The organism is Polyangiaceae bacterium (assembly GCA_020633235.1).
GTDB lineage: Bacteria > Myxococcota_A > Polyangia > Polyangiales > Polyangiaceae > JACKEA01.
Window position 1 is genome coordinate 611,885 of sequence record JACKEA010000003.1, and the last position, 15,539, is coordinate 627,423.

Below are 15,539 nucleotides of genomic sequence, written 5' to 3' on the forward strand. Positions count from 1 at the left end.
TGATCGACGCGGCCTTCGCCAAGGCCGCTGGCTCAGGCGTCGGCGATCACGTTCAAGAAGGCGCGGCCATAGCTGCGGAGCTTCTTCGGTCCCACTCCGGGCACCGCCGCGAGCTGCGCCTCGCTCTGCGGACGCCGCGCGACCATCTCGAGCAACGTCGCGTCGTTGAACACCAGGTAGGCGGGGACGCCACGCTCCTTCGCGATCTCTCGCCGGAGCGCCTTGAGCCGCGTGAACAGATCCGAATCGAGGGGACCCGAGGCCACCGGCGCCGGCAGCGCGGCCTTGGCGTCGGTGACCAGATCTTGCGCCGTGCACACGTCGCAGGAGCTCCCGCAGGGCTCGAGCCGCTCACCGAAGTACGCCACCAGCCGCTGGTGCCGGCAGCCCGAGCCTTCTGCGAACTGGAACATCTCCCGGACCTGCTGCTGCTGCCGGAACGCGACGTCCTCCGGTGCATCGAGGGTGAAGCGATCGTAGGCGGTGACGTCAGCCCAGGAATAGAACAACACGCAATCGCTGGCCACGCCGTCCCGGCCGGCGCGACCGATCTCCTGATAGTAGCCCTCGATGGACCTCGGCATGTCCCGATGGATCACGAAGCGGACGTTGGACTTGTCGATACCCATGCCGAAAGCGATGGTGGCGACCACCACGTCCACGTCGTCGTTGCGAAAGGCGTCTTGTACCTTGGTGCGATGCTCCGGCGACATGCCGGCGTGATAGGCCCGCGCCTTGATGCCCTTGGACGCGAGGAAGTCCGCCGTGCTCTCCGTGGTCTTGCGCGACAGGCAATAGATGATCCCGCTCTGGTCTTTCCGCGCGCGCACCAACCGGAGGATCGCTTCCCGCACTGCGGGCAGCCGCCGGCCGTCGGAGCCTTCGCCGCCCTTGCGGAAGGCGTGAACGTGGAGGTTCGGTCGATAGAAGGAGCCGCGAAAGATCTCCGGCCGGCTCATCCCCAGCTGCTCCACGATGTCGTGGGTCACGGCCTCGGTGGCGGTGGCCGTCAGCGCCAACACCGGCACGTCGTCGAAGCGGCGCTTGAGGCCGCGAAGCTCGCGATAGGCCGGCCGGAAGTCATGCCCCCACTGGCTGATGCAGTGCGCCTCGTCCACCGCGATGAGCGACAGCCGCACGTCTGCGAGCACCCGGCCCACGGACGCCACCAGGCCTTCCGGGGCCGCATATACCAGCTCGAACTCGCCACGACGAATGCGGCGAATGCGGTCGTTGCGCTCGTCCAGCTCCAGGGTGGAGTTCAGGAACGTGGCGCGCAGCCCCACCTCTTCCAAAGCGTCCACCTGATCCTTCATCAGGGCGATGAGCGGGGAAACGACCAGGGTGACACCCCCCAACACGCGCGCCGGGATCTGGAAGGTGAGGGACTTGCCGGCGCCGGTGGGCATGATGCCCACGGAATCCCGTCCGGCGAGCACGCTCTCCACCAGCTCCTTCTGGCCGCGTCTGAAGCTGTCGTACCCGAACACCTCGCGCAAGACCTGCTCCGGGCTGGGAGCCCCCGGGGGCGGGCCGGAGCGAGGCGTCGTCTTCAGCAGCTGGGCGATTTCTCTGAGCATGCGGACGGTGTCGGCCGAAAACCATCCCGAGTTGCGCTTGTACAGCTCCCGCAAGCGGTGGAGCCGCTCTCGGCATTCCGCCTGCGCTTCGGGCACCGTGACCTGCTCTCGCAGGTCCTCCACCGCGCGGCGGAGCTCGTCCTGGGTGCTGGGCGCCATCGGCGGGACCGTATCACGCTCGACCACGACGAACCGACACGTCCAAGGTGTAGCCTTCTCCGCGCGTCACGATCGCGTCGTCCAACCCCAGCTTGCGCAGGCTCGCGATGGCCACGTGCACGCGGTGCGCCGCGGACTCCGGTCGCGCGCGCTGGCCGGGCCAGCCCGCCGAGAACAGCTCTTCCACGCTGCGCACTTCGCCGGTTTCTCGGGCGCGAACCAGCTCGAGCAAGATCAGCCGCAGACTGGTTCGGCGCGCGAGGCTCACGCGAGACTCCGTGACCTCGAACCAAGCGGCGTCCGGCGCTACGCGCAGGCTGCGGGGCGACGGCTCGGAGCGGGTGAGCAGCCGCTCCGGAAGCCGCACCTCGTTGGGAGCCGGCTCGGCGTCTTGGCTACGATAGGCGGCGCGCACCTGTTCCAGGCGACGCAAAGCGCTCTCGGGATCGTCCTTCCGCTCCAACAGTGCCCACCACAAGGACAGCGCGTGGCGATCGCCTTCGGTGCCGTGCTCCGATAGCTCGCGCGCCGCGCGCTCCAAGAGCTCCCGCGCGAAGACACCGCGCCCGAGCTCGGCTTCCGCCGCGCCCTGGGAAGCTCGGAACAACGCCGCAAAGCGGCGGTTCTCGATTTCGTCGAGCCGTTCCACGGCGAAGCGGTAGCGCTCGAGGGCCGCCGCCGGCTCGCCGCGGTCCAACTCCAGATCGCCGAAGAATCCGTTCAGGATCCCCTCCCAGTGACGATCTCCCACCCGGCGCGCGAGGCCCAGCGCACGCTCGATCACGCGCTCCGCTTCGTCGAACTGGGACAGCTCCGTGCGCAGCACGGCGACGTCGCCCAAGGTGTGGGCCTGCAGCCGAACGTCTCCGAGCTCTTCGAAGATGGAGAGCGCCTGGGTCAGAAACTCCTCGGCCTCCGGCAGTGCGCCGCGCTCCAGGTTGCGATTGCCGAGGTTCTCCAGGGCCATGCCCTCGTCCCGCCGAGCGCCACAGCGACGGAACAGCGTGAGTGCCGCGCCATAGTGGTGGAGCGCCTCGGCTTGCTGGCCTTCGTACGCGGAGAGCATGCCCGCTGCAGACTCGATACGGCCGTTGAGGAGGTCGTCGTTCGCCTCGGGCAGACGCGCGCGAGCGCGCTCGAGGAGCTCTCGCGCTCGGTCGAGCTGTCCGAGCCACGCCCGCGCCACGCTCGAGCGCGCGGCCACGTGGAGCGCCACGCGCGGGTCGGGATCGTCCACGGCCGGCTCCAGATCGCTCGTCGCCTCGGCGTAGCTGCCGATGGTGACCTTTGCCAGCCCGCGCGCGACGCGCGCCTTTCGTTCGATCTCCGGCGAGGTGACCAAGGGAAGCGCCGCGTTCAGGAGTCGCACCAAGAGTTGGAGCGGACCGCGCGTCGTGAGCAGCGGTTCGAGCCCCAGCGCCGCCCAGGCCGCGCGGTCGCCGTCTCCCCGCTGGAGCGCACGCTCGTGTACGGCGAGCAGATTCGCTTCGTCGGCCTCAGCCGCGATCCCGTCGCGGGCGAGCGCCAGGTAGTGCTCGGCGTGTCGCTGCTCGCCGGCGCTGCGCTCTTCGGCGCCGAGCCGCGCGAGGGCAAACGCCCGAATGCTCTCCAGCAGCGAGTAACGGCCGGCGTCCGACACGCGCACCAGGGACTGGTCGATCAGATCCGACAGCTCGTCGAGGACGTCGTCCGAGGAGAGCACACGCTCGGCGGCGTCGAGGTCGAAGCCACCACGAAACACCGCGCACTCCCCCAGCGCACGCCGCGCCTCGGGTTTCAACAGCTGCCAAGACCAATCGATGGTGGCCTCCAGCGTCGCCTGGCGCGGGGGGCGTGAGCCCCGGTCCACCAGCGTGTCGAAGGGCCGGTCGAGGCGCGACAGCAGCTGAGACGGGGTCACGCTCCTCACACGGGCCGCGCACAGCTCGATGGCCAAGGGCAAGCACTCGAGCTTCGTCACCAGTTGGGACAGCTCCTCGCTCGCCGCCTGGAAGTCCCCCCGTGCCGCCCGCGCACGAGAGGAAAACAAGCGCACCGCGTCCTCCAGCTGAAGGGGACCGAGATCGATGCAGTACTCGCCCACGATCCGGAGCCGCTCTCGGCTGGTCCCGAGCACCATGAGCTCGGGAGCGAGATCCAGCAGCGTCTCCACCAGGGAGCGCGCTTCCCCCACCACCTGCTCCAGGTTGTCGAGCACGAGCAGGGCGCGGCCGCGATCCGCGAGGGCGTAACCCAGCACGTTGCCCAAGGCGTCCGCCTCGGTGCGGGCAGGCAACGACAGATCCAGTGTGCGGGCCAGCGCTTCCACGCATCCAAGACGGGTGGTGGCGGAAGACAAGTCGCAGATCCACGCCGGCGCACCCAAGGCGCGGGCGAAGTGAACCGCGAGGCGCGTCTTCCCACTGCCGCCAGGCCCGAGCAGCGTGACGAGTCCCCGCCCCTCGTTCCAGTGACGGTGCAGCTCCGCCAGCTCGGCCTCTCGGCCGATGAAGTCATCGCGCTCGCGAGCCAGCGAAACAGCCCTCACTCTCGAGTTCATAACCTCTCGCCGAGCCGGAATCGAGAGGGCGACTTTGAGGATCTTTGAGGGGGTGGATGCGAGGAAAGCCCGTAGTTTCCCGCATGAATCAAGCCATGACTTCGACCTTCCCCCAATCCCGAACTTTTCACGATGACCGCGCCCTGGTCGACGCCATGATTACCGGCGACGACCGCGCCTGGAACACCTTCATGGCGCTCCACGGGCCCACTCTTCGCCGCTGCATCACCCGCGTGACGTCCCGATTCCGGTCGGTCGTCTCGGGCGATGACGAGCAGGAGATCTTCAGCGTGCTGTGCCTGCGCCTGGTCCAGAACGGAGGTAGCCGCTTGGCTGCCTTCGATCCCACCCGGGGTGCTTCCCTCGGGACCTGGCTCGGAACGCTCGCGATCCACACCACGTACGACTACCTGCGGCAGCGTCGCCGCGAGTCCAATCGACATCGCCAGGCGGCGCTGGGCATGGACTTCTCGTCGGGTCCGGATCCCCTCGACCAGGTGCTGGATCGGGAGCGGGCGATGGTGGCGCGGCAGCTGCTCGGGGAGATCCCGGATCGCGACCGCCAATTCCTCGATCACGTTTGTGCGGAAACACTGAACGCGAAGGAGATCGCCGAAGAGATGGGGATCAGTGTCGCGACGGTGTACTCCAAGAAGCACAAGCTCATCGGCCGGCTGGCCCGCATGGCCGACGAGCAGAGCGCCGCAGCCTGAGCTCACAAGTCGCGTGCGAGGTCTCGCGCGGCGTCCAAGAGCGTGTTCCCGAGACCGACGGCGACGGCCGCGGCGTTCCGTAGCCGGTGCCGTCGGGTCACCGGGACTCCCGCGCGGATCACGGTGGCGGGACGCCGAAGCACGTCGAGATCGCGACGAGGATCGCCGTCGACGATGACGAGATCCGCGCGCCGGCCGTCCGCGATGGTACCGCGGTCATCCAAACCCAGAAGACGAGCAGAGCCCGCCGTGGCGTAGCCCAAGCACTGCTCTCGCGACAGGCCCGCGCTCTCCCAGATCTGGAGCTCGTCCAACGGACGCCCGATCACGCTGAAGCCGAAGGGGCCGTCGCTGCCGAAAGCGAAGGGAACACCGGCGTCCGACAGCAGGCACAAGTTGGCGGCGGCGACGCGGATCGCTTCGCGCCCCTGCTCTTTGGTGGCACCGCCGGCGATGCCGTCCGGAACCCAGAGCCCGCTGGCGGCATAAGCCTCGGCGTAGCGCGTCCAGGATTTGCGCACGGCCCGGACCACGCCCCGGCCGCGCTCCGGATCTCGATCCCAGCGCTGCTCCAAGCCGAAGCACGCCGAGTGAAACACCCACAGCGTGGGACACACCGGGATGCCGGCGTCCCGCACGCGGAGCACGGTCTCCTCCGATAGGGGATCGAAGGACGAGTGCATCAGCGCGTCCACGCCGGCGTCCAGCGCCAAGCGGTAGTCCGCCTCCCAGTGCGCGTGCGCGAAGACGCGCAGGCCGAGGGCGTGGGCTTCCGCCACGAAGGCGCGCGCCACTTCCGGCGAAAACACCGGCAGCTCTTGATAGCCGTAGCTCCGGTGCATGATGCAGATCTTCACGTGATCCATGCCGGCACGCGCCAAGCGCTCCACCGCCGCACGGGCGCTGTTCTCGTCGCCACAAGGAATGGCCGCACCGATGCGCCGATGAAAATCGGACATCCAATCCAGCGGGTAGCCGCCGGGATCCGCGAGCAGCGGCCCGGAGGCGCGCACCGCAGGCCCGGCGTCGGGCGTCCTGTGCGTGTGCTCCCGGAGCACGCGGATGAGCGCCGCCGTGCAGCCCATGTCGCCGACAGTGGTCACGCCGCCCTCCAGCGCGGCCTCCAGATTGCGCACGATGGCGCCGGGATTGGGCGGCTCGTGAGCTTCGAACTGCCCCGCGCGACCGATGTGCGTGTGAGCGTCGATGAGTCCCGGCAGGACCGTGTGCCCGCGGGCATCGATACCGCCCGGCGGCAAGCGCTCGTCGGCGCTGCGGGAACGTACGCTCGCGATGGTCTCGCCTTCGATGGTGATGCAGAGCGGGCGCTCCACGAAGCGGGCGCCGTCGAAGATCCGATCTGCGAACAGCTCGATCATCGTCGGCTCGCTCGCTGGAGCTCGGCCTCGAACTTCTTCGGGCTGTCGTGGAGCTGGATCATGCCGCCCAGCGCCAGGTTGGCGACGGTGACGCCCATCTTGGCGAGCTTGCCGTGGGATAGCACGTGGAGTGCGTCGATCTGGGAGCGATGATTCAGGATCCAACGCGTGAGACGGACCCGGCAGTCCGGATCGTAGCCGGTCACCTCCGAGAGATCGTCGAACAGCACCAGCCGGGGGGCGAGGGAGAGGGCGCGATCGCGCCACTCGATGATGCAGCGCACGTGCTCCAGAGTGCCGTGGCCCTTGGCCCGAACCAGCACCACGTGCGGCTGGGGGCACCAGATCTCGAGGGTGCTCCTGGGACTCGACCAACGCTCGTGGCTCGGCCCCAGAACCTCATGGCGCTCGACGAAGGGTTCCACCCCCTCGGGAGCTTACTCGAAGCTCAGGGCGGTGGGGCACAGACCGTACCCGTGGTCCCGGTCTCGACGAAAGTGACCTGGTCGGTGCAGCTGCCGGCAACCTCCGCGCTCCTACAGAAGGAGCAATCGGCGCTCGCGCTGCAGGTCCGAAGGCAGAGGCTCTGGTCGCCGCGCTTCACACACAGGCTGTCGGCCGGGCAGTCGGCATTGCTGCTGCAGTCCGTCTTGCTGCAGTAACCGCCGTTCACGGTGGTGACGCAACCGAGTCCGTTGGCGCACTGGGTATCGTCCGTGCAGCCAGCACCCACTCCGCAGTCGCCGGGGACGCAGATCTTTCGATTCTGGCTGCCGCCGCCGGAGGAACGACAGATGAAGTCCGGGCTCGCGAACTTCTGACAGTACTCCTGCGGATCCATCGCGGTGCCGCCGTCCGCCGCGATGTCGGCGCTCTCGCAGCTCAAGAAGCACATCTTCTTCCCCGTGGATTCGAAGGGAGAGCACACCTGGGCCAAGCTGGTCTTGCACTCGCCGGAGGCGGCGCAGCAGTCCGTGTCGCTGTCACACAGGTGGGTGCAATAGCCACCCCGCACACGGTCGAGGCATTGCGCCTCGCCCGAGAGGGCTCCGCCATCCACCAAATCCGGGTAGCAATCGCTGGCCGTGTCGCACACGGCCCCTGTGTTGTCCGGACTCCCGCCGCTGCCGCCGCCGGCACCCCCGCTGCCTTCGGCGTCGTCTCCTCCACCACAGGCGCCGGCAAGAACCACACCGCACACGAACAGCCCGGAAAACCGAATCAGCGACCGCATGCGCGTGCGTGGGCGCAGCGGGCCGGCTTTATGATCAGTTGCAGCCCAGGGTCTGGCCGCCGGGAGCGGGGAAGTAGGTCCCACTCAGGATGCACATCTCGTTGGTCACGGCGGAGTCCCCGAAGGTCAGGGTCTTGTCCGTCGTGTTCTTGTAGTTGCAGGTGTACGTGATGGTGTCGCCCTTCTTTATTTGTAGGGGCGGCGCGAACACGGCGGGCTCCGGATCGTCCCAGGCCGTGCCCTCGTACACCGTTTGTCCGCTGCCCGTGCTGGCGGAAAACGACGTGCTGTACTGGTGCATGTGGCTGACGACGTCGATCAGCTCGATGTCGTAAGGCAGCGTGCACTTCTCCGAAGCCTGGCCGGTCTGCGCCGGCGGCACGAAGATGCCCAGGTTGTTGAAGAACAGCGAGCCGGCTTGAACCGGGAGCGTTCCGCCGGGGACCACATCGAACACGACCGTGACCTTGGCGGACAGAGTGGTACCAGTGGTGTTCAGGTAGTGCGCGGAGACGCGCAGGCCGGTGCTGGCCGGTACGTGGCGCCCGACGCCGGGCGGGTAGGCCGTGAGGTGCTGCGGAGTCTGCGCCGTGTGCAGCGGACGTTTGAACTCCAGCCCGCTGCAGTCCTCCACGGGGCCGTCCGTGGCGCCCGGCTGGTAGAACACGAACATGTGGTGCGAGCCCGGCGTCATGAAGGACTCGCTCTGCACCACGTCCACGTCCTGACCGAAGGGGTTCGCGAAGTTCTGACAGAAAAACACCTCTTCGCCGGGGGCGATCTCCCGCGGCGTGGTCTCCAGAGTCACCTTCGTGGTGTTGGGCACGCCGGCCGAACCGCCCGAGCCCGCCTGGCCTCCGCTCCCCGCGCTACCCCCGCTCGACGAGCACTGAGCGATGCACGCGCTCTCGTCCCCCGTCTGGCACACGCATTGGTCGTAGCAGGTCAGGCACGAGCCGCAGCTCGGAGCCGTGCTGCACCCCGAAGCGGCGCCACCACTGCCGCTGGCGCCGCCGCTACCACTTTGCTCCGAGCTCTTCTCGCCGCCGCACGCGGCCAGCGACAAGAAGAGCAACGCCCACCAAATATTGCCCTGCCTCACGGTGGCGGAAGCATAGCAGACGTCTCGGCTCAGAACTCTTCGTACCCTTGACTCACGAGATCCGCCGGCGGCGCTGGCGGCGCGAGAGAGAACAGACCGGCGGCTGCCGCGGGGTGCATCACGTCGCTCTGACGCGTCGTGGCACGCGGGTTCGGCAGCGGCGGTGGCTTCCGGGCGCGCGCGCGCCCGATGTGAAACGCCGACACCAGCTCCTCGAGCCGATTGGCCTTGTCCGCCAGGGATTGTGCGGTCGCCGCCAACTCTTCACTCTGGGAGGCAGCGGTCTGCGTCACCTGATCCACCTGGCTCACGCCGGCGTTGGCTTGGCCGAGGGCCACGCTCTGCTCGTTGGAGGCCGCGGCGATCTCACCCACCATGTCCGACAGGCGCTGAACCGACGTCACGATCTGCTTCAGCGTCGAGCCCGATTGATTCACGCGTTCGGTGCCCGCCTCCACCTTGCCGGAAGCATCCACGATCAGACCTCGAATCTCCTTGGCAGCAGAACCCGTCCGCTGCGCCAGATTTCGCACCTCCGCCGCCACCACGCCGAAGCCTCGCCCCTGCTCGCCCGCCCGCGCGGCCTCCACGGCGGCATTGAGCGCCAAGAGGTTGGTTTGGAACGCGATCTCGTCGATGGTGGTGCTGATCTCGGCGATCTTGGTAGAGCTCTTGGTGATCTCCTGCATCGCCGACACGGCAGAGCCGACGACCTGGCCACCGGCTTCAGCGGTGTCGCGGGCGTCGTTGGCGAGCGCGGTCGCCTTGCGGGCGTTGTCCGCGTTGTGGGCCACGGTGGCGCTGATCTCTTCAATGGTGGCGGCCGTCTCTTCGATGCTCGATGCCTGTTCTTGGGCACCGCTCGAGAGCTGATCCACGGCAACGGTCAGCTGCTTCGACGCCGAGGCGACGTCCAGGGCCACGCCTTGCACCTCCGAGATGGTGGCAGCGACTTGTCCGAGAGAACGATTCAAGGCATCCGCCATCTGCCCGACCTCGTCCTTCTGGGTCACGTCGAGGCGCGCCGTGAGGTCGCCCTCCGCTACCTGGTTCAGAACGCCCACGGCACGCTTCAACGGGCGCACCAGCGAGACGTTGAACACGAACAAGAGCGCGGCCATCAAGCCCAACAAGAAGGTGAGCAGTGCGTACACCTCCAGGGAGCGTTTCTCGAACGCCGCGTGCCCCGCTTCGAAGCGCAACTTGCCGGATTCTTCGGCGTGTTTGGCTGCCGACAGCAGCGGCAGGTAGAAGCGCGGGGTCACCGTGTCCGCCGTCGCGTGGGCGTCGATGGCCTTCGACAGATCGGCCTCTTCCATCGAGCGCCGCACCAGCACTTGCCACTCCTCCACCGCCGTCCGCGCACCGCGCAGCGCCTGCTTGTCGTCGGCATCAGTGGCCTTCTGCTCCGCTTCAGCCAATCCGCTCAGGGCCTTCGCCGACAGACTTTCGTAGTCGTTCTTGAACTTCGCCTTGCGTTCCGGCGTGGTGGCCAAGAGCGCGTGATGAAACGACGTCGCTGCCTTGCTGAGGTCGGCGTACACCGTGGTCGCCGCCTTCGACGCAGCGATGTCCTGGACGTAGAGCTCTTCCAGGCTCTCGTTGGTGTTTCGCGCCAAGCCCAGCGCGAGATACGCCACCGCACCGATGGCGATCACGACTACCAGGTCGAACAGCCCGAGCTTGACCAACGTGCTCCGGTTCTTGAACCACTCCATTGCCGTTTCCCTCCGGCCCCCACGCTCTTCGTTCCCTCCGTCGCCCGGCGATGAAGCTCGGCGCGGCGACGCGTGATACGAACGGGAACGGCGGTGTGGCAAAATGCCTTAGGAGAAAAAGAGCGAATCGCCCACGCAAAGCTCCCCGGCGGTGTCGTGGATCAAGTTCATGCCGAAGAGCACACCCGCATCCGTGCGCCGATATGCAGCAAGCGCCGAGAGGGGTTCTTTTCCCGCCACGCCGGTGTCCGGATCCACCGTCGTCATCACGCAGCGCTCGCAAGGCTTGACGGCGCGAAAGCGGACGCTGCCGATGGAAAAGGTCGACAGATCGTCTTCGGCAAAGGGCGGCAAGCCGCGCACCACGAGATTGGGTCGGAAACGGCGCATGTCGACAGGCGCGGACAAGCGCTGGTTGAGATCGGCGAGGGACCCTTCTCCAATGAGCAACAGAGGATAGCCATCCGCGAAGCTCACGATGTCCCCGGCGCGGCCGCGCTCGGGATTGACGGCACGCTCACTCTCGTCCGGCATGAACACGAGGGAGAGCGGGCGCCCGCACAGCTCGGAGAACCAGCGCCCGCCGTCGGGGTGCTCCAACGCCTCTACCGTGGAGCGCCACACGGTCACGGAGCGCGTCGGTCCTCCGGACAGAACGAGCGGCAGCTCGAGGGACGATCGCCCGGAGGCCCGCAGCACGATGCGCTGGTGTTCGAGGTGGGCCTCCACGGTCACGAGCTGGTGCTCCTCCCGGGCCGTGACGAAGCGGCCTTCGGGATCCACCAGCATCCAGCGGCGGTCGTGCTCGAGGCCTCTCCGAACCACCCGCGCGCTGGACAGCGATACGCCCCGGCACGACTTCACCGGGTACACGTAGAGCTCGGAGAGCGTGACGGTGCTCATTCGAGCAAGTCGATTTTCGCGTCGTATACGAGCTTGCCGTAGCGGGGCTCGTCCACCTCGATGGAATAGTCGTTCGGCACCTTGATCTCGAACTTGGGCCGCCCCGCGAAGAGCACGCGGGCGACCTTGTCCTTACCGGCCACCTTGGCGACGACGCTGTTGTCTTTCTCGTCCGTGAGCTCGATGGGCGTGCGACCGATCACGACCAGGTTCGAGCCTTTGCGGCGATAGGTGATGAACCACATCTGGCCCTTGTCGTCCGCCTTGAACTGCAGCACGTCGGCGACGAAATCCTGCCGCTCCTTGGCCATGCACTGGGCACGCTTCTGCATGTTGTCGCCGGCGGCCTTGTCGCACTTCTTCTCGGACTTCTCGTTGGGCGCGGAGGCGCCGTAGTTGATCACGAAGGCCATCTTGGGCGCCGTGATGGTGTCGATGGGCGGGCGGCTGGGCTTCTCGGAGTGGTCGGCGGGCGGCTCGGCGGGCGCTTCCGTCGCCGTGGCTTCCGGCTTTGCCTCGGGCTTGGCTTCCGCGGCCGGCGCCGCCTTGTCGGTCGCCTCCGAGGCCGGGGCCGCGGCTTTTGGCTTGGGGCCGCAAGCAACGACGGAGAAAAAGATCGCGCTGATGAAGATGGAGCTACGCATGGGACCTCTCGGGCGCGTTTCTACGCCTTGCGTCGATTTCGTCAATGGGTGTGCGCGGGCTACGCCTTCCGACGCTGGCGGCGGAAGGCGAGCGCGAGGCCCAGGAGCAATCCGCTCAGCGCCGCTCCGGCGGGTGCGCCGCCGCCGGCCGTGCGGCAACCGCAGCCGCCGTCATCGCCCGAATCCTGGCTGCCATTGCCCACCGCAGCGGACCCGCCGCTGCCGCCCAGGGCACCGAAGCCGCCCCCACCCGAGTTGGCGCTGCCGCCCGTAGCGGCCGTGCCGCCCGTAGCGGCCGTGCCGCCGGTGGCGGCCGTACCGCCGGTAGCGGCCGTGCCCCCTCCGCCGGCCATCCCGCCCTGTCCACCGGCGTTGCAGTCCGCCTCGCTGGAGCACGTGCTCAGGGTGCCGTTGTCACAGGTCTGGGTGCCCATGGTGTTGCACGAGGAGGTGCACGGCTGCGTCGAGGGCGCGTCGCACGCGCTCCATCCCGTCAGCGTACAGGTGCGGGTGCCGGCGATGTTGCAGTCTCCCGTGCACGGCTCGGCAACGACCTGGTTCACGATGGTGCCGAAGGCCGACTTCAGCTCGCTCGGGTTCTGCGCTTGATAGTAACAGCTGGCAACGTTGGCGTTGGGATCGCAGCCGCCGAGAGCGGTACCACCCGCCTGCGCGGTTTGGTTCAGCGCCTTGAAATTCACCGCCGAGCCGAACCCGACCACGTAGGTGCTCACGTTCTTGGCCTTCAGTGCCTGTGCGCCGAGCACCGACCAGTCCTGCACGCAGTAGCAGCCATCCGGCTGCGTCGGCAGGCACGTCGGGCAGCTGGACAGCCCCATCAACGTGCAGTCCGACGCCGTGGCGCAAGCGGTGTCGTTGTTGATGCTGCAGTACTGGTAGCCGTCCGTGACGAAGATGACGGTATTCTCGTAGGCGGGGTTGGTGATTTCCGCGTAGTCCGCCGCCTTCATCAGCGTCTGCCCCGCCGGCGTCTGGTTGTTCGCGGGAATCACCAGGTTCGAGAGCGTTTGCTCGATGGTCGCGGCGGTGCCCGCGCCGGGCGCGACGAGCACCTCTCCGGGCGTGCACATGCCCGCCTTGCCCGGGAACACCATCAGGCCGTATTGCGCATCGTTCCCGTAGCTTTGCAGCACTTCGTGGATGGCACTCTGCGCCGCCGCCCACTTGGTGGTCGTCGCCGTGCCGTCCGGAATGTCTCCCAGCATGGACGACGACGTATCCACCACGAACATGATCCGTGGCGGCGTGCAGTCCGCAGCCTTGGCTGGCGAAGCGGCCAGCGAAAGCGCACCGAGAGCACACAGACCCAGAGCCCCGCGAAGGATCGTCTTCATCGTGGCCGAGGTTAGCATGCCTCGGTGCGTGCCTCGGTGACTACTCCTTCAGCGACTTGCCGAAGGCATGATCGACGACGGCCGCCGTGGACGCATAAGGAACCGTGAACGTGTCGGCGGCGATGGGCTCGGGGTAATTGTGGCCGAGGGTGCTGCGCGCGAACACATGGTAGCCGAGGGTCGCACCCGCCGGCAGATCCACCGACGTGCTCCAGGTGTTGCCGGCGCCCGCGGTGAGCGGCAGGGCCAGGGCGTAGTTGTCCGACCCCATCGCGTCGGAATCGCCCACCAGGTAGAGCTCGGTGCTCGCGTCCACGGATAGCCCGCGCAGCGAGAACTTCACCGTGCGCTTGCCCGCCGCGAAGCCGACGCTCTGGGGTGTGAAGGCCGGCATGTAGTCGTTGATCATCTGGGCGATCTCGCGGTTCGCCTGGGTGGCCAGCCGCTCCGAGGTCAGCACCAACATGTTTTCGTCGTTGTAGAAGCTCGCCAGGTTGGTCCAGTTGTAGGACCCCATCAGCACCTTCTTGCCGTCGATCACGCACAGCTTGTTGTGCAGCTCGGTGAGGCCCAGGTTCTGGGCGCTGCCGCGGTCGTTTTCGAAGCGAAGCACCGGAATCCCGGCCTGGTCCAGGGCTTCGTCCGCGCTTTCGGCGTCCGCTTGGACCTTGTCGAGCAGCACCACCACGTGCACGCCGCGGCTCTTGGCCGCGATCAGCTCGTCGATGATCTTCTTGGTGTTCATCGAGAACATCGCGACGTACGCGCTCGTCTTCGCTTGGGCCAGCTCGCCCGCTACCACGTCGTAGAGCTTGTCCTCGTTGCCGAACAACACCTGCACCGGAGCAGACGTGGCGGCGGTAGCCGCGTTCGTCGTGCCAGCCGAGAGCTCCGCGAACTCCGCCTCGAACAGAGAGGCGACGCTCGCGTTGTCGATGAGCAAGAGCTCCTCGTCACTCAGGTTCAAGGCGTTGCTCGAGTAGTTCATCGACCCGGTGAGCACGCGCTTGCCGTCGATGACGGTGAACTTGTCGTGCATGGTCGCGTCCGTGGCGCTGGTGTTGGACACACCCTTGGGCGTGATGCCCGCCGCGATGAGCTCTTGTACCTTCGGCTGGTTGTAGACCTGGTCCATCTGCTTTTGGTCGAGCAGCACCTGCACGTCCACGCCCTTCTTCACCAGCTGGCCGAGTGCATTGATGATGCTGGACTCGCGCAGGTTGAACATGGCGATGTGCACGGACGTCTGGGCCTTGCCCAGGGCCTGCAAGATGACCTTCTCGGGCTGATCGAAGTAGCTGAAGAACAGGCTCGCGCCGAGGCTCGGGTCCTGCCAGCCGAGGTCCGCAGCGTCCAGCGTGTAGGGCGTCGGGCCGTAGCCGTTCGGCCCGCCTGGAGTGCCCAGGTCGCCAGTGCCGTAGCGGTTCTTGGCCAGCGTCCAGCTCGCGGGATCGGCAGGATCCTTGCTCAGATCCGACAGCTCCAGCGCCGCGCCGTCGCTCGCCGGCCAGGGCGCCGACCCCGTGTACTCCACCGACGCGACGACCTTGCCGCTCTTGTCCTTGAGCTTCACGGCGTCCTTGGTGTTGGACAGGAAGAAGTTATCGTACACGTAGTCGGGGAACAGGCCGCCGTTCTGCTTCGGGTCTCCATTGCGTGCCAGGAGAGCGTAGCCCTTGGCGGGCACGATCACGCTCTTGGAGATGACGTGCGTGTTGTTGAAGCCGTCGTACAGCTCGTAGCCGGAGAGATCGATCGCCGCGTCCGTGGTGTTGTAGAGCTCGACGTACTCGCCGAGATCGTCCGTGACGTTCTTGGGGTTCACCATCATCTCGGTGACGATCAGACTGGAGCCCGCCCCCGCGGTGCCGCCTGCGCCACCCGTGCCGGCCGCGCCGCTGCTGCCGGCCGCGTTCCCGCTGCCGCCACTGCCGCCGCCTGCTTGACCTGCTGCGCCCGCCGCTGCGCCGGTCCCCGCGACACCTGCCACACCACCGTAGCCACCAGCGGCTCCAGCGCCGCCACTTCCGCTCAAGTTCACGCCATCGTCGGACCCGCACGCAACGGCGAGCACCGAGCACCCAATGAGCACTGCCTTCTTCAACACGACTGCCTCGACTTCCGCCGACTGATGGGTCCCCGTGCGTCGAGCCCCTCCCTGCGGGGGCCGTTCGCCTCGGGCACCTGGGCCTGCCTCAGGGCGGCCCGCCGCA

General features: G+C 67.5%; 12 protein-coding genes. 1 reads left to right on the forward strand and 11 read right to left on the reverse strand.

Annotated features, from left to right (window positions below):
• Window positions 1-32 precede the first annotated feature (32 nt).
• Both H6717_19545 and H6717_19550 read right to left on the reverse strand, forming a co-directional pair.
• Window positions 33-1,739 carry an ATP-dependent DNA helicase RecQ gene (locus H6717_19545; protein MCB9579232.1) on the reverse strand — a complete coding sequence of 569 codons (1,707 nt, stop codon included), beginning with the start codon at window positions 1,737-1,739 and terminating at the stop codon, window positions 33-35.
• A 13-nt stretch (window positions 1,740-1,752) separates the two neighbouring features.
• Window positions 1,753-4,266: an AAA family ATPase gene (locus H6717_19550; protein ID MCB9579233.1), complete on the reverse strand. Its 2,514-nt coding sequence runs from the start codon at window positions 4,264-4,266 to the stop codon at window positions 1,753-1,755.
• A 107-nt stretch (window positions 4,267-4,373) separates the two neighbouring features.
• Between H6717_19550 and H6717_19555 the strand changes: the two genes are divergently transcribed.
• Window positions 4,374-4,991, forward strand: coding sequence for a sigma-70 family RNA polymerase sigma factor (locus tag H6717_19555; protein MCB9579234.1), 618 nt, complete (start codon window positions 4,374-4,376; stop codon window positions 4,989-4,991).
• Window positions 4,992-4,993: 2 nt separating this feature from the next.
• Here the strand turns inward: H6717_19555 and H6717_19560 are convergent, their stop codons facing one another.
• From H6717_19560 to H6717_19600, 9 genes are all read right to left on the reverse strand, one after another.
• Window positions 4,994-6,370, reverse strand: a complete 1,377-nt coding sequence (locus H6717_19560; GenBank protein ID MCB9579235.1) for an amidohydrolase family protein — start codon at window positions 6,368-6,370, stop codon at window positions 4,994-4,996.
• Window positions 6,367-6,795, reverse strand: a complete 429-nt coding sequence (locus H6717_19565; GenBank protein ID MCB9579236.1) for a hypothetical protein — start codon at window positions 6,793-6,795, stop codon at window positions 6,367-6,369. Before H6717_19565 ends, H6717_19560 begins: the two co-directional genes overlap by 4 nt.
• 23 nt (window positions 6,796-6,818) lie before the next feature.
• Window positions 6,819-7,604: a hypothetical protein gene (locus H6717_19570; GenBank protein MCB9579237.1), complete on the reverse strand. Its 786-nt coding sequence runs from the start codon at window positions 7,602-7,604 to the stop codon at window positions 6,819-6,821.
• Window positions 7,605-7,638: 34 nt separating this feature from the next.
• Complete coding sequence (locus H6717_19575; GenBank protein ID MCB9579238.1) at window positions 7,639-8,706, reverse strand: hypothetical protein; 1,068 nt, start codon at window positions 8,704-8,706, stop codon at window positions 7,639-7,641.
• Window positions 8,707-8,735: 29 nt separating this feature from the next.
• Window positions 8,736-10,424 (reverse strand): HAMP domain-containing protein, encoded by a 1,689-nt coding sequence (locus tag H6717_19580; GenBank protein MCB9579239.1) that lies wholly within the window; start codon window positions 10,422-10,424, stop codon window positions 8,736-8,738.
• A gap of 108 nt (window positions 10,425-10,532) precedes the next feature.
• Window positions 10,533-11,327 (reverse strand): MOSC domain-containing protein, encoded by a 795-nt coding sequence (locus H6717_19585; GenBank protein ID MCB9579240.1) that lies wholly within the window; start codon window positions 11,325-11,327, stop codon window positions 10,533-10,535.
• On the reverse strand, window positions 11,324-11,971 hold the full coding sequence (locus H6717_19590) for a hypothetical protein (GenBank protein MCB9579241.1): 648 nt from the start codon (window positions 11,969-11,971) through the stop codon (window positions 11,324-11,326). Before H6717_19590 ends, H6717_19585 begins: the two co-directional genes overlap by 4 nt.
• Before the next feature lie 59 nt (window positions 11,972-12,030).
• Entirely contained in the window at window positions 12,031-13,326 is a 1,296-nt protein-coding gene (locus tag H6717_19595) for a VWA domain-containing protein (protein ID MCB9579242.1), read from the reverse strand.
• Window positions 13,327-13,366: 40 nt separating this feature from the next.
• Complete coding sequence (locus tag H6717_19600) at window positions 13,367-15,433, reverse strand: lamin tail domain-containing protein (GenBank protein MCB9579243.1); 2,067 nt, start codon at window positions 15,431-15,433, stop codon at window positions 13,367-13,369.
• Window positions 15,434-15,539: the final 106 nt, after the last annotated feature.

What these genes read in the sequence shown, in the direction of transcription:
- H6717_19580 (MCB9579239.1), bottom strand. Translation starts at nt 10,424, where the DNA reads ATGGAGTGGTTCAAGAACCGGAGCACGTTGGTCAAGCTCGGGCTGTTC.
- H6717_19590 (MCB9579241.1), bottom strand. Translation starts at nt 11,971, where the DNA reads ATGCGTAGCTCCATCTTCATCAGCGCGATCTTTTTCTCCGTCGTTGCT.
- H6717_19555 (MCB9579234.1), top strand. Translation starts at nt 4,374, where the DNA reads ATGACTTCGACCTTCCCCCAATCCCGAACTTTTCACGATGACCGCGCC.
- H6717_19545 (MCB9579232.1), bottom strand. Translation starts at nt 1,739, where the DNA reads ATGGCGCCCAGCACCCAGGACGAGCTCCGCCGCGCGGTGGAGGACCTG.
- H6717_19585 (MCB9579240.1), bottom strand. Translation starts at nt 11,327, where the DNA reads ATGAGCACCGTCACGCTCTCCGAGCTCTACGTGTACCCGGTGAAGTCG.
- H6717_19560 (MCB9579235.1), bottom strand. Translation starts at nt 6,370, where the DNA reads ATGATCGAGCTGTTCGCAGATCGGATCTTCGACGGCGCCCGCTTCGTG.
- H6717_19570 (MCB9579237.1), bottom strand. Translation starts at nt 7,604, where the DNA reads ATGCGGTCGCTGATTCGGTTTTCCGGGCTGTTCGTGTGCGGTGTGGTT.
- H6717_19595 (MCB9579242.1), bottom strand. Translation starts at nt 13,326, where the DNA reads ATGAAGACGATCCTTCGCGGGGCTCTGGGTCTGTGTGCTCTCGGTGCG.